This window comes from Lentzea albidocapillata (assembly GCF_000719115.1).
Lineage (GTDB): Bacteria > Actinomycetota > Actinomycetes > Mycobacteriales > Pseudonocardiaceae > Lentzea > Lentzea albidocapillata.
Genome location: NZ_JOEA01000016.1, coordinates 117,534 through 132,637, shown reverse-complemented (window position 1 = coordinate 132,637; position 15,104 = coordinate 117,534). Strand labels below are relative to the sequence as shown.

12 protein-coding genes are annotated in these 15,104 nt (G+C 69.3%); 2 read left to right on the top strand and 10 right to left on the bottom strand.

Annotation, left to right across the window (positions count from 1 at the left end; genetic code table 11):
- Positions 1-42 precede the first annotated feature (42 nt).
- Positions 43-1,308, top strand: coding sequence for an MFS transporter (locus tag IG04_RS0126520; RefSeq protein ID WP_030479435.1), 1,266 nt, complete (start codon positions 43-45; stop codon positions 1,306-1,308).
- On the opposite strand, the gene proB is transcribed toward IG04_RS0126520, so the two are convergent.
- The 6 genes from proB to IG04_RS0126490 form a co-directional block, all read right to left on the bottom strand.
- Positions 1,301-2,428, bottom strand: coding sequence for a glutamate 5-kinase (gene proB / locus IG04_RS0126515; RefSeq protein ID WP_084402194.1), 1,128 nt, complete (start codon positions 2,426-2,428; stop codon positions 1,301-1,303). The genes IG04_RS0126520 and proB overlap by 8 nt on opposite strands.
- Before the next feature lie 4 nt (positions 2,429-2,432).
- Positions 2,433-3,893, bottom strand: coding sequence for a GTPase ObgE (gene obgE, locus IG04_RS0126510; protein WP_030479433.1), 1,461 nt, complete (start codon positions 3,891-3,893; stop codon positions 2,433-2,435).
- Positions 3,894-3,997: 104 nt separating this feature from the next.
- The gene (gene rpmA, locus IG04_RS0126505) at positions 3,998-4,255 is read right to left on the bottom strand and encodes a 50S ribosomal protein L27 (RefSeq protein WP_030479432.1); all 258 of its coding nucleotides are present in this window, start codon (positions 4,253-4,255) and stop codon (positions 3,998-4,000) included.
- A gap of 14 nt (positions 4,256-4,269) precedes the next feature.
- Positions 4,270-4,581 (bottom strand): 50S ribosomal protein L21, encoded by a 312-nt coding sequence (gene rplU, locus IG04_RS0126500; RefSeq protein WP_030479431.1) that lies wholly within the window; start codon positions 4,579-4,581, stop codon positions 4,270-4,272.
- A 265-nt stretch (positions 4,582-4,846) separates the two neighbouring features.
- A complete protein-coding gene (locus IG04_RS0126495) occupies positions 4,847-7,891 on the bottom strand; it encodes a translation initiation factor IF-2 N-terminal domain-containing protein (protein ID WP_030479430.1) in 3,045 nt (1,014 codons plus the stop codon).
- 226 nt (positions 7,892-8,117) lie between these two features.
- A complete protein-coding gene (locus IG04_RS0126490; RefSeq protein ID WP_030479429.1) occupies positions 8,118-8,843 on the bottom strand; it encodes a TIGR03936 family radical SAM-associated protein in 726 nt (241 codons plus the stop codon).
- A 205-nt stretch (positions 8,844-9,048) separates the two neighbouring features.
- On the opposite strand from IG04_RS0126490, the gene IG04_RS0126485 reads away from it, so the two are divergent.
- The gene (locus tag IG04_RS0126485) at positions 9,049-10,479 is read left to right on the top strand and encodes a S8 family peptidase (protein ID WP_030479428.1); all 1,431 of its coding nucleotides are present in this window, start codon (positions 9,049-9,051) and stop codon (positions 10,477-10,479) included.
- 76 nt (positions 10,480-10,555) lie between these two features.
- Here IG04_RS0126485 and IG04_RS0126480 read toward each other — a convergent pair whose 3' ends face one another.
- The 4 genes from IG04_RS0126480 to IG04_RS0126465 are packed head-to-tail and all read right to left on the bottom strand — an operon-like array spanning position 10,556 to position 15,089.
- A complete protein-coding gene (locus IG04_RS0126480; RefSeq protein ID WP_036015926.1) occupies positions 10,556-12,517 on the bottom strand; it encodes a TIGR03960 family B12-binding radical SAM protein in 1,962 nt (653 codons plus the stop codon).
- A 45-nt stretch (positions 12,518-12,562) separates the two neighbouring features.
- The gene (locus IG04_RS0126475; protein ID WP_030479426.1) at positions 12,563-13,405 is read right to left on the bottom strand and encodes an ABC transporter permease; all 843 of its coding nucleotides are present in this window, start codon (positions 13,403-13,405) and stop codon (positions 12,563-12,565) included.
- Entirely contained in the window at positions 13,402-14,175 is a 774-nt protein-coding gene (locus IG04_RS0126470; protein WP_030479425.1) for an ABC transporter permease, read from the bottom strand. The genes IG04_RS0126475 and IG04_RS0126470 overlap by 4 nt, the downstream gene beginning before the upstream one ends.
- Positions 14,175-15,089, bottom strand: a complete 915-nt coding sequence (locus IG04_RS0126465; protein ID WP_245816729.1) for an ABC transporter ATP-binding protein — start codon at positions 15,087-15,089, stop codon at positions 14,175-14,177. Before IG04_RS0126465 ends, IG04_RS0126470 begins: the two co-directional genes overlap by 1 nt.
- Between the last annotated feature and the right edge of the window lie 15 nt (positions 15,090-15,104).

The following is a 15,104-nucleotide window of genomic DNA, read 5'->3' as shown; positions in this document are numbered from 1 at the left end:
TGGACTGGTTACTCGTTCCAGACACTGTGATTAAGTGCGTCTATGGCGGTTACTTCGGAGACGCATCGACTGCCCGTACGCACGCTCGTCGCATCAAGCGCCGGCAACGCGGTGGAGTGGTACGACTGGGGCATCTACACGGCGTTCAGCATCTATTTCGCCACGCAGATCTTCCCCGCCGGCAACGAGGCCGCCGCGCTCCTGAGCACGTTCGCGACGTTCGCACTCGCCTTCTTCTTCCGCCCTCTCGGCGGCTACCTGCTCGGCCGGTTCGCGGACCTCAGGGGCCGCCGCACCGCGATGCTGTTCACGATCGTGCTGATGTCCGGTGGCTCGGTCATGATCGGCCTGCTGCCGACGTTCGAGCAGGTCGGCTGGCTGTCACCGGCGTTGCTGGTGCTCGCCCGCATCGCGCAGGGCATGGCGCTCGGTGGCGAGGTGTCGAACGCGTCGGCGTACCTGGCGGAGATCGCTCCCGCCACGCATCGCGGCCGGTACTCGTCGTTCTTCTACATCTCGACCGGCGCGGCGGTGCTGATCGCGTCGCTGCTCGGGTTCTTCCTGTCCCGCAACCTCGACAAGGCCGCGATGGCCTCCTACGGCTGGCGCGTGCCGTTCCTGATCGGCGGCGTGCTCGGCCTGGTCGGGCTGTGGCTGCGGCGGGAGCTCAAGGAGACCGAGCAGTTCGAGGAGAACAGGGCCAAGGCCGAGAGCCTGCGCAACCCGCTGCTGATGACGTTGAAGGAGCACCCGAAGGCCGTCGGGCAGCTCATCGGCATCACGCTGCTCTCGACGCTGAGCTTCTACACGTTCTTCAGCGCGTTGACGCCGTTCGCGGTGAAGAGCAAGGGCGCCAACGACATCGACGTGTTCCTGGCCCTGTCGATCGGCACCGTCGTGTTCATCGCGCTGCAGTACCCGATGGGGTGGATGGCCGACCGCTACGGCCGCAAACCGCAGATGCTCGTGTGGTCCGCGGCGATGGCGTTGCTGGTCGTGCCACTGTCCTCACTGGTCAGACCGGGGCTGGCGAACCTCGTGATCGTGTTCGCCGTGGGGCTCGGGCTGTACACGGCGATCACGTCGATCGCGCCGGCGATCATGAGCGAGCTGTTCCCGACCGAACTGCGCGGGCTCGGCATCGGGGCTTGGTACAACCTGACCGTCGCGGTGTTCGGCGGTACCGCCCCGCTGGTCATCCAGGCCGTGGGCGGCACCGTCTTCTTCTGGTACGTGTCGGTCAGCGCGGTGATCACGTTCCTCGTGGTGCTGACGCTGCCCGAGACGAAGGGCGTCGAGCTCACCTAGCCAGCGGCACCAGGTCGTCCGCGTGCACGACCTCGCGGCGCTGCTCTTCCGGCAGGTCGTGGGTCTTGCGGCCGATCAACGACGGCAGCTCGGCCGAGTCGTAACCGGCCACGCCGCGGGCCACGACCTCGCCCGCCAGGCTGACCAGTTCCACGACGTCGCCTGCCTCGAAGTCGCCGTCCACACCGGTGATTCCGGCGGCCAGCAACGAACGACGCCTGCCCACGACCGCGGCGACCGCGCCGTCGTCGAGGTGCAGGCGGCCGTTGGCGTCGGTGGCGTAGCCCAGCCAGAAGCGGCGGGCGGTGAGGCGGGAACCCGTCGCGGCGAAGGCGGTGCCCACGTCGGCGGAGGTCAGTGCCCTGCCTGCTTCGGTGGCGCTGGTGAGCAGCACCGGGATGCCCGCGGACGAGGCCAGGCGGGCGGCGGCGAGTTTGGAGGCCATGCCGCCGGTGCCGAGGCCGGACGCGCCGGCGGTGCCCGCCTTCACACCGTCTACATCGGACGCTGAGGCCACCTCGGCGATGCGGACGGCTCCCGGCTTGCGCGGGTCGCCCGAGTAGAGGGCGTCCACATCGGACAGCAGGAACAGCGCGTCGGCGCCGACGAGGTGAGCGACCAAGGCCGCGAGACGGTCGTTGTCGCCGAAGCGGATCTCTTCGGTGGCAACGGTGTCGTTCTCGTTCACGACAGGAACGGCACCCAACGCCAGCAACCGCGAGAACGTCCGCTGGGCGTTGCGGTAGTGCGCGCGGCGCACCACGTCGTCGGCGGTCAGCAGCACCTGGCCGACGGTCAGTGAGTAGCGGCCGAACGAGTTCGCGTAGGCGTGCGCCAAGGTGAGCTGGCCGACGCTCGCCGCAGCCTGCTGGGTAGCAAGGTCGCGGGGGCGGCGGGAGAGCTTCAACGGGGCCAGGCCGGCGGCGATCGCACCCGACGACACGAGCACCACCTGGCTGCCCGCTGCGGCACGGGCGGCGAGGGCGTCGACCAGCGCGTCGAGACGCGCTGGGTCGAGGCCACCTTCCGCTGTGGTCAAAGAAGAAGAACCGACCTTGACCACGATGCGGTTCGCCGAAGCGACCGCTTGCCGAGCTTGTGAGACCACGGGGGCCGTCACTGTGTTACTCCTCGCTGGAAACACCGTAGTCGTCGCCGTACTCACCGGGCGCGCGGCGGGCCTTCTTCAGGGCCTTGCGCTCGTGGGCGCCGATGCGGTCGTTGCGCTCGAGACGGATGTCCGAGCCTCGTCCGGTCATCGTCATCGCGATGCCGGCCGGGGTGGTCGGCTCCCAGTCGAAGATCAGGTCGCCGATGGTGACCTGGCAACCGGGGACGGCGCCCATCTTCACGAGCTTCTCCTCGACGCCCAGCCTGTTGAGGCGGTCCGCGAGGTAACCGACGGCTTCGTCGTTGGAGAAGTCGGTCTGGCGGATCCAGCGCTCGGGGCGTTCGCCCTTCACGATGAAGCCACCCTCGACCGAGGGGTCCTCGATCACGGTGAAGCCCTGGTCGTCCACGGCGGTCGGCCGCAGCACGATTCGGGTCGATTCCTGCTTCGGCTTGGCCTCGCGGTACTCGCGCACGACCTCGGCCAGCTTGAACGTCAGCTCGCGCAGGCCCTGGCGGGACACCGTCGACACCTCGAAGACCGGCAGCCCGCGGGCCTCGATCTCCGGGCGGACGATGTCGGCGAGGTCCTGGGCGTCCGGGATGTCGACCTTGTTGAGGATCACCACGCGCGGGCGGTCCTCGAAGTTGCCGCCGAGCGCCGGGGTGTACTCCGAGAGTTCCTTCTCCAGCGCGTCGATGTCCGCGATCGGGTCGCGGCCCGGCTCGAACGTCGCGCAGTCGACGACGTGCGCGAGGACGGCGGTGCGCTCGATGTGGCGCAGGAAGTCGAGGCCGAGGCCCTTGCCCTGCGACGCGCCGGGGATCAGGCCGGGGACGTCGGCCATCGTGAAGATGGTCTCGCCCGCGGTGATCACGCCGAGGTTCGGGACCAGCGTCGTGAACGGGTAGTCGGCGATCTTCGGCTTCGCGGCGGAGAGCACCGCGATCAGCGACGACTTGCCCGCCGACGGGAAGCCGAGGAGACCGACGTCCGCGACGGACTTGAGCTCCAGCACCAGGTCGCGCGTCTCGCCCGGCTCACCGAGCAGCGCGAAACCGGGGGCCTTGCGGGCCCTGGACGCGAGCGAGGCGTTGCCCAGACCGCCACGGCCACCGGCCGCCGCGATGAGCTGGGTGCCCTCGCCCACGAGGTCCGCGACGATCTCGCCGGCCTCGGTCAGCACGACGGTGCCGTCCGGGACGCGCAGGATCAGGTCCTCGCCGTTCGCGCCGTCGCGGTTCGCACCGGCACCGGCCTTGCCGCTGGTGGCGGAGGCGTGCGGGCGGAAGTGGAAGTCCAGCAGGGTGTGCACCTGCGAGTCGACGACGAGGATGACGTTGCCGCCACTGCCTCCGTTGCCGCCGTCCGGGCCGCCGAGCGGCTTGAACTTCTCGCGGTGCACTGAAGCACAACCGTTGCCCCCGTTGCCGGCGGCAGCGTGGATCACCACACGGTCTACGAAGCGGGCCACGGAACTACTTCCCTTCAAAGGTCTGAACAAACAACGAGGGGCGGAGCCGGATGACCGGGCCCGCCCCTCGCAGAGGTCTAACAACTACGTTGCGGAAACGGTCCTCAGACCGTGGCCGGAACGATGTTGACGGTCTTGCGACCGCGCTTCATACCGAACTCCACCGCACCGGGCAGCAGGGCGAACAGGGTGTCGTCCTTGCCGATGCCGACGCCGACGCCGGGGTGGAACTTGGTGCCGCGCTGGCGGATCAGGATCTCGCCGGCCTTGACGACCTGACCGCCGTACCGCTTCACACCCAGGTACTGGGCGTTGGAGTCACGGCCGTTGCGGGAACTGGATGCACCCTTTTTGTGTGCCATGAGAAGTCAGGTCCTCACTTACCGGTGATGCCGGTGACCTCGACACGGGTCAACTTCTGACGGTGACCCTGTCGCTTGTGGTAGCCGGTCTTGTTCTTGAACTTGTGGATGCGAATCTTCGGGCCCTTGGTGTGCTCGACCAGCTTGCCGGTAACCGAGAACTTCGCCAGGGCCGCCGCGTCTGCGGTGACGTCAGTGCCGTCGACCACGAGCAGCGCCTGGAGGGAGATTTCGGTGCCCGGCTCGCCCTCGAGCTTCTCGACCTCGACGATGTCGCCGACAGCGACCTTGTACTGCTTGCCGCCGGTCTTGACGATCGCGTACATCAGGACGGAAGTCTCCTGCTACTCGATGGTGACGGGCCGTGCGCCAACCAAACTGGGACGGTGTTTCCACCATTAGGCACCAGAGGAGGCACACGACAGGACCCGTCGGATGGCGGGCCGTCCACAAGGTTACGGGAGTGGGTACTCCTGGAGCAAACCGGGGTGCCCCGATCACGTTCCCGCAGGCTGTGCGGTCCCTCACAACGTTGTCCCGCAACGCAAAACCGGGGCCGCCCGCAGGCGACCCCGGTCTCGCTATCTCGCGTCAGTCCTCCTGGACCGGCGGTCCCGCGGGCCGCGACACGGCGCGGCGCCTGCGGGTGGTGGTGACCACCGGTGCGGGCATCTGGACCTCGGGCTGCTTGGGCACCTCGACCACGATCGGGGCGGGTGCCTCGGCCGCTGGCGCACCGGCAGGACGCTTGGCCGCGCGACGCCGCGGACGGGCCGCAGGGGCCTCCACCGCGGCCACAGGGGCAGCGGCGACGGGCTCGGGTGCGGAGACCGGCTGCGGGGCCTCGGCGGGCTCCTGCTCGGGCTCGGCGGCCGGAAGGGGCCGCTGGGCGCCGATGCGGCCGGTCACCGTGGGCTGCTGAGCTCCGATGCGACCCGTCGCGACGGGCTGCTCCTGCTCGGGCTCGGCGGGCCGCTGGGCACCGATGCGACCCGTGGCGACGGGCTGCTCGGCGATGGGCTCGACGAGCTCCTCGGCCGTCTCCTCGATCACCTCGGGCTCGGTGACGACGGGCTCGAGCTCGACGGGCGCCGGGTCCTCGGCGACCTCGTGCGGCACGTGACCGTTGAGCGCCTGCTCCTCGACCACGACCGCGTCGACCACGGCCTGCGGCTCCTTGTCGCGGCCACGACGACGGCGGCGACGACGGCCGTGGGCCTCGTGCTCCTGGTCGGCGGCGACCACGTCCTCGGTGGTGTCCTCCGGCTCACCGGGCTCGAAGACCTCGACGACCTCGGGCTCGGCCGGCGCCTCGACGACCTCGGTGGTCTCGGCCGCCTGCTCGCCGCCGCCCTTGTTGCGGCGCGACTTGCGGCCACTGGTCTGCTGCGGCTGCTGCTGGCCGCCACCGTTGCCACCACCGTGCGAGTGCATGGGCTCGGTGGACACGACGACGCCGCGGCCGCGGCAGTGCTCACACGTCTGGCTGAACGCCTCGAGCAGGCCCGTGCCGACCCGCTTGCGGGTCATCTGGACGAGACCCAGCGAGGTGACCTCGGCGACCTGGTGACGCGTGCGGTCGCGGCCGAGGCACTCGGTCAGGCGGCGCAGCACCAGGTCGCGGTTCGACTCCAGGACCATGTCGATGAAGTCGATGACGATGATGCCGCCGATGTCGCGCAGCCGGAGCTGGCGGACGATCTCCTCCGCCGACTCCAGGTTGTTGCGCGTGACGGTCTCTTCGAGGTTGCCGCCCGACCCGGTGAACTTGCCGGTGTTGACGTCGATGACCGTCATCGCCTCGGTGCGGTCGATGATCAGGTAACCACCCGACGGCAGCCAGACCTTGCGGTCCAGGGCCTTCATCAGCTGCTCGTCGATGCGGTACTCGACGAACGCGTCGTTGTTGCCGACGTGCTTCTTCAGGCGGTCCTGCAGGTCCGGCGCCACGTGGCGGACGTAGGAGTCGATGACCTCCCACGCCTCGTCGCCCTGGACGACGAGCTGGGCGAAGTCCTCGGTGAACAGGTCGCGGACGACCTTCACCAGCAGGTCCGGCTCTTCGTAGAGCAGCACCGGCGCCTTGGTGGAGGTGCTCGCGGACTTCTCCTTGATGACCTTCCACTGCGCCTGCAGACGCGTGACGTCGCGGCCCAGTTCCTCCTCGCCGATGCCCTCCGACGCGGTGCGGATGATCACACCGGCGTCCTCGGGGACGACGCGCTTGAGGATGTCCTTGAGGCGCTTGCGCTCGTTGTCCGACAGCTTGCGGCTGATGCCGGTGGCGCCGCCGCCGGGCACGTAGACCAGGAAGCGGCCGGGCAGGCTGATCTGCGTGGTCAGCCGGGCGCCCTTGTGACCGATCGGGTCCTTGGTGACCTGGACGAGCACCGAGTCGCCGCTGGAGAGCGCCTGCTCGATCTTGCGGGACTTGCCCTCGAGACCGGCGGCGTCCCAGTCGACCTCGCCGGCGTAGAGCACGGCGTTGCGGCCGCGGCCGATGTCGATGAACGCGGCTTCCATGCTCGGCAGCACGTTCTGCACGCGGCCGAGGTAGACGTTGCCCACGATCGAGCCGGAGCCCGACGACGTGACGAAGTGCTCGACCAGCACGCCGTCTTCCAGCACGCCGATCTGGGTGCGGTCGCCGCGCTCGCGGACGACCATCGTGCGGGCCACGGCCTCGCGGCGGGCCAGGAACTCGGCCTCGGTCAGCACCGGGGCACGGCGGCGGCCGGCCTCGCGACCGTCACGACGGCGCTGGCGCTTGGCCTCCAGGCGCGTGGAGCCGCGAATGCTGCGGACCTCGCTCTGCGCGGCTTCGGAGTCGGCCTTGTCGTCGCGCGCGTCCCGCGTCTCGCGGACGTGCACGACCGTGTTCGGCGGGTCGTCCTCGGACGTGACCTCGTCCTCCGCGCCGGTCTTGCGGCGACGGCGGCGACGGCGACGGCGGGTCGAGCTCTCGTCGCCCTCGTCCTCGGCCTCGGCGGCGTCGTCGCTCTCGGCGCTCTCGGAGGCTTCCTCGGCCGGAGCCTCGTCGGTCTCCTCACCGCCCTCGCCGTCCGTGCCCTTGCCGCGGCCTCGGCCACGACGGCCACGGCGGCGGCGACGGCGGCTGTCCGCCTCGTCGTCACCGTCGACCTCGGCGTCGGTCTCCGCCTCGGCTGCCTCGGCGGCGTCGAGCTCGTCCGCGGCGATCTCGCCGACGGACTTCTCCTCGACTACCGGCTCCTCCTCGACGACGAACGGCGAGGGCGGGGCCTTCGGCCGTTCGATCGGCTGAGGCGGCAGGAACACCGCGCTCGGCGCGGCGAAGATCGGCGCGAGCGCCGGTGCCTCGAACGCCGGGATCGCGGGCGCCTCGTAGTCCTCGGTGACCTCACCGGTGACCACGTCGTCCCAGTCGACGAGTGTCTCGGCGACCTTCAGCGCGACGTCGCGGCTGACGCTCGACTGCGCGCTTTTGGGGACCTCACCGAGGTCGGCCAGCGCCGTCATCACGTCCTTGCTGCTGACGTCCAGCAGTTTCGCCAGTGCGTGGACCCGCAACTTGTCCGGCAGGTCCGCCAGTTCGGGGCGTGCGGCAACCACGCCCTGCCCGCCGGTGACACCGGCAGGCTTGTCCTTGTTCGACATGCAGCTCCTCCACCCCCGGGCGCGTCCCGTGAGGACGCGGCCGCGCAGGGGCCTCTCTTAGTCTCTCTCCACCGCTTCTCGCGGCGGGAATCCTTGCCTCTCGCGCAGCGGCGTGGCGCCTCACTGGGCGCACGCTTGCGCAGGTCCCACGACGACGCCGCTGTCAGCGCCGCTCCTCCTGTATGCGCGTCACAAGGTTGGACCAAACTGACACTGTCAGCGCTCGTCAGGACTCTCTGTCCTGCTGGAGCGGGTCCGCCAGCCTGCCCTCGCCGTCGAGCCTTCCCTGCGCCATCCGGGTTGCTCTCGCAGGTACCGGCGGCACGAGATCGGCCACGACGCGAAGCGCATTCAGCACGTCGTCGGGTCGCACGGTAGGCGTTACCTGCCGTACAACCGTCATGAGTATCCCACACGGTCGTGACAAAGCGGTGTCATCGTGTCCGGCGTCGCTCGAACGGGGTTCGACCAGCGCTGACACGACGGCGGGCCGCACGTCGAGCATCTTCGTGCCGTTCTTGGTGAGCCGCTCGACCTCGACGGACTCGGCCGCGAGGAAGACGCTCACCGCCTTCGCGAGCTCTTCGGGCTCGACGCCGTCGAGCTCGATCCTCCACTCACTCGCGTCGATACGCTCGGTGAGGTTGCCACCTCGCGCCTGGACGATGTCGACGATGTCGATGCCGGGTGGCAACGCCTCGTCGAGCGCGGCCTTGAGCGCCATCGGGTCGACCTCCTCGACCACCGAGACCTCGACGTACTCGGCCTCGCTGGCCACGCCGGTCGGCGCGGCGCCGACCCACGACACCTTCGGGTGAGGGCTGAACCCCTGGGAGTAGGCCATGGGTACGCCTGCCCTGCGCAGCGCACGTTCGAACGTGCGAGCGATGTCGCGGTGCGAAGTGAAACGCAACCTCCCCCGCTTGGTGTAGCGCAGGCGCAGTTTCTGCACCGCGACGGCGGAGGGGTTGTTCGGCAGGTTGCGGCTCAGCGGTGCTCCCGAGTGGTGTTCCGACGGGTGAGCGGTCCCATCGGCGCAGGCTGTTCGTCCATGAGGACGGTACCGTGAACCTGATTCAGAACGTTCAGCTTGTCTAGATCGTTGCGCGTGGCTACGGTCCGGCTGACTGGACGCCCTGCCGACCTGGAGGTCCCTGGTGCCTCTGCCCCACCGCGCACGAGCGGCGGCGATGACCGCGTTGCTCGTGGCCGGGTGCTTGGCGGCCTCCCTGCCCGCAAGCGCGGAACCAGACCTGGTTCCCGCGGCGCCCTCCTGCATCCAACCTGGTCCGCTGCTGCGCTACCTGGTGGTCTTTCCGCAGTTCACGCCCGCCGAGACGGCGGATTCCGAGATCACCGAGGCGTGTGGCCTGACCACCGTCTACTACCCGCAGATCTCCGTCGCGGTGGCCACCTCGCCGGACCCCGGTTTCCTCGGCCGGATCGGCCCGCAGCGCGCGTACAGCGCCCAGGCCGAGAGCATCGCCAAGCGGTCGGTGAAGCGGAAGAAGGACGACACGGAGCTGTTCCGGCCGTCGGGCGTGCGTTCGGCCGAACAGTGGGACATGGATCTCATCAACGCCCCGGCCGCGCACGAGATCACCACGGGCTCCAAGTCCGTCGTCGTGGGCGTGCTGGACTCGGGCGTCGACGCCCGCCACCCCGATCTGGCCGGCGCGCTGGCACCCGAACTGTCCGCGGGGTGCCTGACCGGCAAGCCCGACACGTCACCGTCCGCGTGGGCCCCGACGACGTCTCCCCACGGCACGCACGTCGCCGGCACCATCGCCGCCGCGGACGACGGCCGCGGCACCACGGGTGTCGCACCGGGCGTGCGCATCGCGTCCGTGAAGGTCGTGGACGACGAGGGCTTCATCTATCCCGAGTACGCGGTGTGCGGCTTCATGTGGGCCGCCGCGCAGCAGATGACGATCACCAACAACAGCTACTTCATCGACCCGTACCTGTTCACGTGCCAGAGCGAGCCCGGTCAGCGCGTCGTCTACGAGGCCGTGCGCCGTGCGGTCGACTACGCGACCTCGAGCAACGTGCTGACGGTCGCCGCCGCCGGGAACGCCGCCGCCGACCTGTCCCGGCCGGGGCGCGACTCGATGTCGCCGACGAACGGCGAGGCGCAGACGCGGCCGGTCGACTCGACGTGCGTGGTGCTCCCGGCACAGCTCAAGAACGTCGTGGGCGTGTCCGCGGTCGATTCGACCAAGACCAAGGCCGGGTACAGCTCGTACGGGCTGGGCGCGATCGACGTGACGGCGCCGGGTGGCGACTCGCGCTCGCCGAACGGGTGCGTGCTCTCGACCGTGCCGTCCGGGTACGACTACTCGTGCGGCACGTCGATGGCGACTCCGCACGCGGCCGGGGTGGCGGCGCTGATCGCGTCGGTGCATCCCGAGAAGGACGCGGTGTCGTTGGGGCGCATGCTGAACGCGCAGGCGGAGACGCTGGCGTGCCCCGCCGACTACGACCTGAACCGGACGGGTGTGCAGGACGCGTTCTGCACCGGGTACTCGGAGTACAACTCGTTCTACGGCCACGGACTCGTGGACGCGCTCGCCGCCGTCACGAAGTAGCCGCCTGCCTGCTGCTGTGCACGCGGGGCCCCTTCGTGCTCTCACTGAGTACGAAAGCTCCCCGCGTGCACTCAGGTCACGGCGTGAGCGTGGGGTTCTTCACCGGCGAGCCGACGCCGACCGGGGAGATCGGCAGCAGCTTGCGGCCCGTGGGACCGACCTCGATGTCCGTGCCCATCGCCGGGCAGACACCGCAGTCGAAGCACGGGGTCCAGCGGCAGTCGTCCTGCTCGCGCTCGTCGAGCGCGTCCTGCCAGTCGGCCCAGAGCCATTCCTTGTCGAGGCCCGAGTCGAGGTGGTCCCAGGGCAGGACCTCCAGCTCCTCGCGCTCGCGGGTGGTGTACCAGGCGAGGTCGACGCCGAGCGGTTCCAGCTCCCGCGCGGCCATGGTGGTCCAGCGGTCGTAGGAGAAGTGCTCGCTCCAGCCGTCGAACCGGCCGCCGTCGCGCCACACGGCCTCGATGACCTTGCCGATGCGCCGGTCACCCCGGCTGAGCAGGCCTTCGATGAGGCTCGGCTTGCCGTCGTGGTAGCGCATGCCGATGTTGCGGCCGAGGCTGCGGTCGCTGTTGACGGCCTCCCGCAGCTTGCGCAGGCGGTCGTCGACGACGTCCGGGGCGCACTGCGCGGCCCACTGGAACGGCGTGTGCGGCTTGGGGACGAACCCGCCGATCGAGATGGTGCAGCGGACGTCGTTGCGGCCGCTCGCCTGCCTGCCCGCGCGGATGACGTTCTTCGCCATCTCCGCGATCTGCAGGACGTCCTCGTCCTCCTCGGTCGGGAGGCCGCACATGAAGTAGAGCTTCACCTGCCGCCAGCCGTTGGAGAACGCGGCCGACACCGTCCGGATCAGGTCCTCTTCGGACACCATCTTGTTGATGACGCGACGCATCCGCTCGCTGCCGCCCTCGGGCGCGAAGGTCAGGCCCGAGCGCCTTCCGTTGCGGGACAACTCGTTCGCGAGATCGATGTTGAACGCGTCGACGCGGGTGCTCGGCAGGCTCAGGCCCGTGTTCGTGCCCTCGTAGCGGTCCGCGAGGCCCTTGGTGATCTCGGCGATCTCGCTGTGGTCCGCGCTGGACAGACTGAGCAGCCCGACCTCTTCGAAGCCGGTCGCCGCCAGTCCCTTCTGGACCATGGCGCCGATGCCCTCGATGGACCGCTCGCGCACCGGGCGGGTGATCATGCCCGCCTGGCAGAAGCGGCAGCCGCGCGTGCAGCCGCGGAAGATCTCGACGCTCATCCGCTCGTGGACGCTCTCGGCGAGCGGCACCAGCGGCTGCTTCGGGTACGGCCACGCGTCGAGGTCCATCGTGGTGCGCTTGAAGACGCGGTACGGGACCCGGTCGCGGTTCGGCACGACGCGCTGGATGCGGCCGTCCGGCAGGTACTCCACGTCGTAGAAACGCGGGATGTACACGCCGCCGGTCTCGGCGAGCCGCGTCAGCACCTCGTCGCGGCCGCCGGGCGAGCCCTCGGCCTTCCAGTTCCTCACGATCTCGGTGATCTCGAGGACGGCCTCTTCGCCGTCGCCCAGCACCGCCGCGTCCACGAAGTCCGCGATCGGCTCGGGGTTGAACGCCGCGTGCCCACCGGCGACCACGATCGGGTCGGCCTCGGTGCGGTCCTTGGCGTGCAGCGGGATGCCGGCGAGGTCCAGCGCCGTCAGCATGTTCGTGTAGCCCAGCTCCGTGGCGAAGCTGATGCCCATCAGGTCGAACGCCTTCACCGGCCGGTGCCCGTCGACCGTGAACTGCGGGACGTCGTGCTCACGCATGAGCGCCTCGAGGTCCGGCCACACGGCGTAGGTGCGCTCGGCGAGCACGTCCGGCAGCTCGTTGAGGATCTCGTAGAGGATCATGACGCCCTGGTTGGGCAGGCCGACCTCGTACGCGTCGGGATACATCAACGCCCAGCGCACGGACGCCTCGTCCCAGTCCTTGACGGTCGCGTTGAGCTCGCCGCCGACGTACTGCACCGGCTTGGAGATCCGCGGCAGCAGGGGCTCCAACCTGGGGAAAACAGACTCGGCACTCACACGACCAGAGTAACGGCCTCCGCAGGCGCGAGCCGAATCGCGGGTTCAGTCCAGCAACAGCTTCCCCAATCGCCGTGCCGCCACCACCGTTCCCACGGCCGCGAGGACCGCGAAGTACGCGACGTGGCCGAGCATGCCCCAGCCGACAACGCCCAGCGTGAGGCCCCGCATCAGCTCGATGGCGTGGTAGAGCGGCGTCCACGTCACCACCGTCTGCAGCCAGCCCGGGTAGACCGACAGCGGGTAGAACGTCGTCGAGAACAGGAACAGCGGCAGCACCGCGAGCTGCACGAGATCAAAGTCCTGCCACGACCTCATGAACGTCGTCGCCGCCATCCCCACAGCGGCGAACGCGAACGCCACCAGCAGCGCCGCCGGCAACGCGAGCAACGCCCAGGGCGAGAAGATCAGCCCCATCCCGAGCATGACCGCGAGGAACCCGGCCGAGTACAGCCCGCCTCTGAGCAGCGCCCAGGCGATCTCGCCGATCGCGATGTCCAGCGGCCCCATCGGCGTCGTGAGCATCGCGTCGTACAGCTTCACGTACTTGAACTTGAAGAACACGTTGAACGTCGCGTCGTACACGGCCCCGTTCATCGCGCTCGCCGCCAGCAGCGCGGGCGCCACGAACGCCGCGTAGCTGATCGGCCGCCCGTCCGGCCCGGCCACCGCCGACACCATCTGCCCGAACCCGAGCCCGAGCGACCACAGGAACAGCAGTGGCTCGAAGGCCCCGCCGACCAGCACGAACCACGCGCGCCGGTTCACGAGCGCAGCGCGTTCGACGAGCATGCTGGCCCTGCCGCCGTACAACCCCGGCGGAATCACGCGCCACAGCAGCCCCACGCTGGCGGGCACTGCCTTCTCGCGATCGAGGGTCTGCGTCATACCGCCAGCCTCCGGTGGAAGAACTTCACGCCGAGCGCGATGCCCGCGGCCGCCAGTGCCACGAGGTACACGAGGTGGCCCAACGCCGGTAAGAGGTCGATCGTGCCGAACGTCGCGCCTCGCGCGAGCTCGATGCCGTGCCACGCGGGCGTCAGCCACACCACCGGCAGCAACCAGTCCGGCAGCTGGCTGACCGGGAAGAACGCCCCGGTGAACAGCGTCATCGGCATCAACATGAACCGGAAGATGGTGGTGAAGCTGTCCGGCTTGTCCACCGTCGCGCTGTAAGCGACCAACGGCGCGCTGAACGCGAGACCCGCCAGCGTCCCGAACACGATGGACAACAGGATGCCGGGCCCGGCAGCGGCGCCGAGAACGACCGCGATCGCCACGAACACCGTGCACCGCGCGAACAACTGCGAGCCGATCCACAGCGTCTGCCCGTAGAGCACCTGCGCCGGCGTGATCGGCGTGGCGGCCATCGCGACGAACGACTTCTGCCACATGAACTGCGACATGATCGGGTACGTCGAGTCGAACGTGGCCCCTTGGATAGCCGTGACCACGACCAACGCGGGTGCGAGGTACTCCAGGTACGACACGCCGCCGATCAACGCCGTCGACTGCACCTGCGACCCGAACCCCAGCCCGAGCGCGACCAGGAACAACACCGGCGTCAAGAAACTCGACACCGCCGTGGCCCGCCAGTTGCGCCGGTACCACGTCCAGTACTTCTCGAAGCCGAACCAGGAAGCCCTCAGCGTCTGCATCAGTCCACCAACGTCCGGCCGGTGAGCCGCAGGAACACGTCCTCCAGCGAACTGCGCCGCACCAGGCTCTGCACCGGCTGAACCCCGTGCTCGTGGACTCTCTGGAGGGTCGCCTCCCCGTCCTGCGTGTAGAGCAGCAACCGGTCCGGCAACACCTCCACCCGGTCGGCGAACCGCTCCAGGTCGGGCTTCTGCGCGCCGGGCTGGAACCGCAGCTCCAGGACCTCCTTGGTGGAGTACCGGTTGATCAGCTCACTGGGCGACCCCTCGGCCGCGATCCGCCCGCCGTCCATCACCACGAGCCGATCGCACAGCTGCTCGGCCTCGTCCATGTAGTGGGTGGTGATGATGAGCGTGACACCATCCTGTTTCAGCCGGAACAGCCTGTCCCACAACAGATGCCGCGCCTGCGGGTCCAACCCGGTGGTCGGCTCGTCGAGCAGGAGCAACTCCGGGTCGTTCACGAGGGACCTGGCGATCGTGAGCCGCCGCTTCATGCCACCGCTGAGCGGCTCGACCTCGTGGTCCGCCCGCTCGGCGAGTTGCGCGAACTCCAGCAACTCCTCGGCCTTCTCACGACACTTCTGCCGGGACATCCCGAAGTACCGCCCGTAGATCTGCAGGTTCTGCCGGACCGTCAGCTCGGTGTCCAGGTTGTCGAGCTGCGGCACCACTCCGAGCCGGGCCCGGATCTTGGGCCCCTCGGTTCCCGGATCCATGCCGAGCACCTTCAGCTCGCCACCGGTCCGCCCCGACACGCACGAGATCATCCGCATGGTCGACGACTTCCCGGCCCCGTTGGGCCCGAGAAACCCGAACGCCTCCCCCCGCCGCACCTCGACGTCGATGCCGCGCACGGCCTCGAACGACCCGAAGTGCTTGGTCAGAGCCTTGGCTTCAACAAGGTTGTCCACCCGCCCGACGTTAAC

What these genes read in the sequence shown, in the direction of transcription:
- rplU (WP_030479431.1), bottom strand. Translation starts at nt 4,581, where the DNA reads ATGTACGCGATCGTCAAGACCGGCGGCAAGCAGTACAAGGTCGCTGTC.
- IG04_RS0126520 (WP_030479435.1), top strand. Translation starts at nt 43, where the DNA reads ATGGCGGTTACTTCGGAGACGCATCGACTGCCCGTACGCACGCTCGTC.
- IG04_RS0126495 (WP_030479430.1), bottom strand. Translation starts at nt 7,891, where the DNA reads ATGTCGAACAAGGACAAGCCTGCCGGTGTCACCGGCGGGCAGGGCGTG.
- IG04_RS0126470 (WP_030479425.1), bottom strand. Translation starts at nt 14,175, where the DNA reads ATGCAGACGCTGAGGGCTTCCTGGTTCGGCTTCGAGAAGTACTGGACG.
- rpmA (WP_030479432.1), bottom strand. Translation starts at nt 4,255, where the DNA reads ATGGCACACAAAAAGGGTGCATCCAGTTCCCGCAACGGCCGTGACTCC.
- IG04_RS0126475 (WP_030479426.1), bottom strand. Translation starts at nt 13,405, where the DNA reads ATGACGCAGACCCTCGATCGCGAGAAGGCAGTGCCCGCCAGCGTGGGG.